The sequence below is a fragment of the Methanomassiliicoccales archaeon genome (assembly GCA_038740345.1).
Lineage (GTDB): Archaea > Thermoplasmatota > Thermoplasmata > Methanomassiliicoccales > UBA472 > JAJRAN01.
In genome coordinates, this window is the sequence record JAVYMA010000046.1 from 1 (window position 1) to 5,115 (window position 5,115).

Annotated in this window: 4 protein-coding genes; all 4 read left to right on the forward strand. The window is 40.1% G+C overall.

The annotated features are described in order from the left end of the window. Positions 1-161: 161 nt before the first annotated feature. The 4 genes from QW520_08960 to thsB all read left to right on the forward strand — a co-directional run bounded on the left by QW520_08960 (position 162) and on the right by thsB (position 4,951). A complete protein-coding gene (locus tag QW520_08960; protein ID MEM0449933.1) occupies positions 162-668 on the forward strand; it encodes a hypothetical protein in 507 nt (168 codons plus the stop codon). 450 nt (positions 669-1,118) lie between these two features. After that, entirely contained in the window at positions 1,119-2,351 is a 1,233-nt protein-coding gene (locus QW520_08965) for an Nre family DNA repair protein (protein ID MEM0449934.1), read from the forward strand. Next, on the forward strand, positions 2,344-3,174 hold the full coding sequence (locus QW520_08970; protein ID MEM0449935.1) for a radical SAM protein: 831 nt from the start codon (positions 2,344-2,346) through the stop codon (positions 3,172-3,174). The genes QW520_08965 and QW520_08970 overlap by 8 nt, the downstream gene beginning before the upstream one ends. A 115-nt stretch (positions 3,175-3,289) precedes the next feature. Then, the gene (gene thsB, locus QW520_08975; GenBank protein MEM0449936.1) at positions 3,290-4,951 is read left to right on the forward strand and encodes a thermosome subunit beta; all 1,662 of its coding nucleotides are present in this window, start codon (positions 3,290-3,292) and stop codon (positions 4,949-4,951) included. The last annotated feature ends 164 nt before the right edge of the window (positions 4,952-5,115 follow it).

Genomic DNA, 5,115 nt, shown 5'->3' on the forward strand with positions numbered 1-5,115 from the left:
TGCAGGGGAAGGGAATTGGACGAGCACTGTTATCCCGATGCGAACTATATCTTACTCAGAAAAAATGTACTACGATTGGTTTGGAGACTATGACAAATATCTCAAGAAACATAGATTTCTATCTAAGGAGCGGTTATAAATTTAATGGAACCTCAATAATAATGGAAAAAGGTCTAACAGCTTCTGAGACTTCCAACATCTCATGCTCAAATTTAGAGGAAATATACTCAACTTTGAATGAGATAGATTCTTTGTGTCGAAAAGCCAGCAACGGGTTAGACCTTGCTCCTGAAATTATCGGCTCTTCTATCAATGATTTAGGAGCAGTCTTTCTTTTACGGCGTAAAGGTCTCCTCCGAGGCTTTTCTGTTGTTCATTCCCTCTATCCCATTGACGAGGCAGATCATGCAGCTCTGCGACTTTTACTCGTGGACAACAAGATCAAGGATCAAACGTCAATATTTCAGGAACTAATAAAAGCGTGTGAGCGTTGGGCTTTTGCAAACGGACGAAGAAGGATTTTCGTGCGTTTTTCTGGCGAGCACACTCTAATGTATGAACAACTTGTTAACCGTGGATACAAACTCGATGCAGTTAATGTAAGAATGTATAAAGGTCTTGAATTCAAAGAAAATGCCACCTATATGATGGCGGCCTGGGCGGGGTAAGAATCATATTTTTGATAAAATTAAAAGATCTCCTCGTCAGGTTGATATTGTTACTGTGGTTAATAGTGAAATAGCCAATTCTAATGAAATCAAGCCTTCCTAAATTTCAGTAAAAACCGTTGACATCAGACATATTTTAAACTCGATTAAAAGAACGCGAAATAGGAAAGCGCAAGAGATTAATATAAGTTCAAAAGAAAAAATAGTTCTGGAAGAAATCCTTTGAAGAAATTACAATAAGCATGATTATTTTTATTTTTATTATATAATATTTTAAAACAATAATTTCAAAGATTTAAAAAAATAATTCATTCTAAAGAATAATGATATTGGAATTATTTTAGAAAAGCCCTAGATAAAGTAAAATAGTAATCTCACCTACGAAATCTCATGGGTTCGATTGGCGATCCAACCTCTGGGGAGAATCTATTCCGCGACTCAGAGATATTTATGGAGCCAAGGCGTAATGCTCCCTGTTCCCTGTGTAAAGGATCAAAGAACCTCTGTGGAAAAGCTTTATGTCCTCTGATGGTAAAATTCTATTCTCACCTTAGTATAAAGTCGCTAATCGATACCGTTGAATTATCTGGCTCTTCTCCTCCTGGCGTTTTCGTAGGTAGGCATGGATATCCAAAAGTGGATGTTGGCCCTTTGGTACCCCCTTTTTACGGGGATACAACAGTCTTAGACACACCTGAAAATTGGGTCGGGAAAAGCATTACTGAGATAACCGATTTTCGTTTCAAATTGGTCCGAGGAAAATTTAGAACAGACGTGAAAGAATTTCAAAAAGCAGGTAAAGTGGTTGATTATACCAGGGAATTAGCCATGACGATAAACCCATTGGATGTGGAAATTTACTTCGAAAAGAAACCCTCAGGAAAGATAATCTTGGATGATGAGATACAACCCTTTGGTCCATCTGGAAGAGTTAAAAAAATGGACCTCTCAAATCCAAAATATGATAGAAGGATGGAAAAGGCATATTATGATACAGATCTTAGTGCGGTGGAGGCAGTTTTGCAGCTTTATAAAAATGGAGTACTAATTTCAAGCATCCAAAAGGCCTTTTCCATGGGCTGCTTGGGTATCGAAAAAAGCAGAAAACTTGTGCCAACTCGTTGGAGCATCACTGCTGTTGACGATATGATTGGTAAAACGTTATTGAGTAAGAATAAGACCTATCCTACAATAAACGAGTTCCGGGTCTATGACTGGGAGCAGTTGGATAATCGCTGGTGCGTGATGCTCATGCCTACCTCGTGGCGTTATGAGTTGATTGAGGCCTGGTATCCTAACACCGCCTGGAATCCTATGGGTGACCAAGTTGCGATTATATCAAGTCATGAATTCTATGAGGGCAGGAAGGAATACGCAGAAATTGGTGGCTGTTATTATGCCGCCCGTCTTGCTGTGAATGAATTATTATCAAAGGAAAAGAGACAGGCTGGAGCCGTGATATTCAGAGAGGCTCATCCCGGTTACATTATGCCTGTGGGAGTTTGGAACGTTAGAGAAAATGTTCGCCAGGCGTTGAAGCAAAAACCTTTTAACTATAACACTATCGAAGAGGCATTAAAACATATCAGTAGGCGAATGGATATACCGCTTGAAAAGTGGATTAAAGCATCGGCGATTTTGAGAGATTTTAAACATCAAAGAAGAATGGATGATTATGCATGATTTCGAATCATTTGGTTCTGATGAGACTTCGATAGAGAATAAATTAGTTTGCAGATCCTGTAAGGTTGCGTTGTCAGAAAGCCGATTGCCAGGCATTGATTATGCACTTAATCCATATGATGGTTGCGCACATGATTGTGTATATTGTTATGCCCCGTTCATATCACGGCGTGAACGGCAACATTGGAAAAATGTAATTGTTAAGAAAAATCTTCTTAAATTGCTTCGTTTTGAAGCGCCAAAGAAAAGAGGAATCATTGGATTAAGCACTATTACTGATCCTTACCAACCGATAGAAGAAAGATTGAGACTAACTCGCCATTGCTTAGAAATATTAGTGAGGAATGATGCAGATATTACCATTCTTACTAAATCACATATAATCACTCGAGACATAGACCTATTGAAGCAATTGTCAAAGGTAGAGATTGGAATAACGATAACGACGGTCGATGACGATATGGCTAGAATTTTTGAACCGGGTGCACCTCCTCCTTCAAGGAGACTCAGGGCTTTAAAGGAACTTAATGATGCAAATTTCGATACATATGTTCTTATAGGACCTGTAATGCCTTTTTTCAATGAATTAGATTTCATCAAATTAGCAAAATCTATCTACGCAACAGGATGTTCGCGTGTTATTATTGATAGGATGCGATTTAAGCAAGGAATGATGGAATACTTACATTCTCGTCTACATTGCTTCGAATTTTGGCAAAATTTGCAACTATCATTGGAGTCAATTGATTATCTCCAAAATCTTGAGAAAATAGTTGGAAAAATTTGTGAAGGGTATGGTCTGAAGGTGCAAAAGGCATTTTGATTTTTACCAAAATTAGTAAAAGAGAAACTTAAAATTAAGGATTTTGAAGCCAGAGGTCAAGAATATAAGCAATTTATATATAGAAGCACTGAAATACCGGTGGCACGGTGTTATTATGGCGTATGGTTTGGGAGGCCAACAGCCCATAATTGTGCTCAAAGAAGGCACAGAAAGGGCCAAGAATAGGGAGGCGCAGTTCAACAATATTGCCGCCGCGCGCGCTGTTGCGGATGCAGTCCGATCAACATTGGGACCTAAGGGTATGGACAAGATGCTTGTTGATTCCTTGGGCGATGTTGTGATTACCAACGACGGCGTAACAATATTAAAAGAGATTGATGTGCAACATCCTGCGGCTAAAATGGTAGTCGAAGTTGCCAAGACACAAGACAACGAATGTGGAGATGGAACCACCACTTCTGTAATACTTGCTGGAGAGCTTTTAAAAAAGGCAGAGGGTCTAATCGAGCAGAATATTCATCCCACAATTTTAGCAAATGGGTATCGTATGGCAGCGGCCAAAGCTATGGAGATACTTGATGCAGTGGCGGTGAAAGTAACACCTGATGATGAGGAAATGCTGAAAAAGATTGCCAAAACGGCTATGACTGGAAAATCTGTCGGCGGTCAGAGGGACTTTTTAGCTGATATGGCCGTTAAAGCAGTCAAGGCGATTGCCGAGAAGCACAATGGCAAATGGAAGGTTGACGTTGAAAACGTTAAAGTAGAGAAAAAGACCGGTGGCAGCATCGCGGATAGCACTATGATCCAAGGCATCGTCGTCGACAAAGAAAGAGTTCATCCCCGAATGCCAAAAGCAGTCAAGAATGCAAAGATTGCGCTCATTACTGGCTCGCTAGAGATTAAAAAGACTGAGGTCGAAGCCAAAATTCAAATTAGAGATCCTGCGTCAATGCAACGATTCTTGGATGAAGAAGAAAGCAACTTAAAGCGAATGGCGGAAAAAATTCGCGACTCTGGAGCGAATGTGGTGTTCTGCCAAAAGGGAATTGACGACCTAGTCCAGCATTATTTAGCGAAGTTTAGCATTTACGCCTGTCGCAGGTTAAAAGAGAGTGATATGGAAAAGCTCTCCAAGGCTACTGGAGCTAAACTCGTTGGAAATGTAATGGAGCTTGAGCCAAGCGATTTGGGCTCTGCGGAGCTTATAGAGGAGCGGAAGATTGGCGAAGAGAACATGACATTCGTAACCGGATGTAAGAACCCCAAGGCCATTAGCTTGATGCTAAGAGGCGGAACAGAGCACGTCATTGAAGAAGTAGATCGAGCTATGCACGACGCTTTGCGTGTAGTGGGTGTGACTCTAGAGGATGGAAAAGCGGTTCCTGGCGGAGGAGCTCCAGAGATTGAGCTTTCACTCAGGCTTGCAAATTATGCCTCTTCAGTCGGGGGGCGCGAGCAGCTTGCCATCGAAGCCTTTGCACAGGCTATGGAAGCTATTCCTTGGGCTTTGGCGGAGAATGCAGGTCTTGATGCGATCGACGTCGTTATAAAGTTGAAAAGTGCGCATGAGGGTAAGAAGGGAAATAAAAACGCTGGTTTGGACCTCAATACCGGCGAACCTGTGGACATGCTAAAAGAAAATGTCATAGAACCTCTTAGGGTCAAAACACAAGCTGTAAAATCTGCTTCTGAGGTTGCTAATATGATTTTGAGAATCGATGATGTAATAGCATCTCGAAAAGCGCCACCTGCGCCTCCTGGAGGTCCTGGCGGAGGAATGCCTCCAGGTATGGGTGGAATGCCTGGAATGTGAAACATAACATAATTTTTTAATTTTTTTAAAATTTTTATTATTTTTAATACTTATAGTTTAATAAAATTCAAAATTTATATTTTAATATTTAGTAATTATATATAATTTTTATATATCATTATATATTAATTAATTCATCATTATATTCATTTATACATCTTTAC

Coding starts and splice junctions, on each gene's coding strand:
- QW520_08960 (MEM0449933.1), top strand. CDS start 162: ATGGAAAAAGGTCTAACAGCTTCTGAGACTTCCAACATCTCATGCTCA.
- QW520_08965 (MEM0449934.1), top strand. CDS start 1,119: ATGGAGCCAAGGCGTAATGCTCCCTGTTCCCTGTGTAAAGGATCAAAG.
- QW520_08970 (MEM0449935.1), top strand. CDS start 2,344: ATGCATGATTTCGAATCATTTGGTTCTGATGAGACTTCGATAGAGAAT.
- thsB (MEM0449936.1), top strand. CDS start 3,290: ATGGCGTATGGTTTGGGAGGCCAACAGCCCATAATTGTGCTCAAAGAA.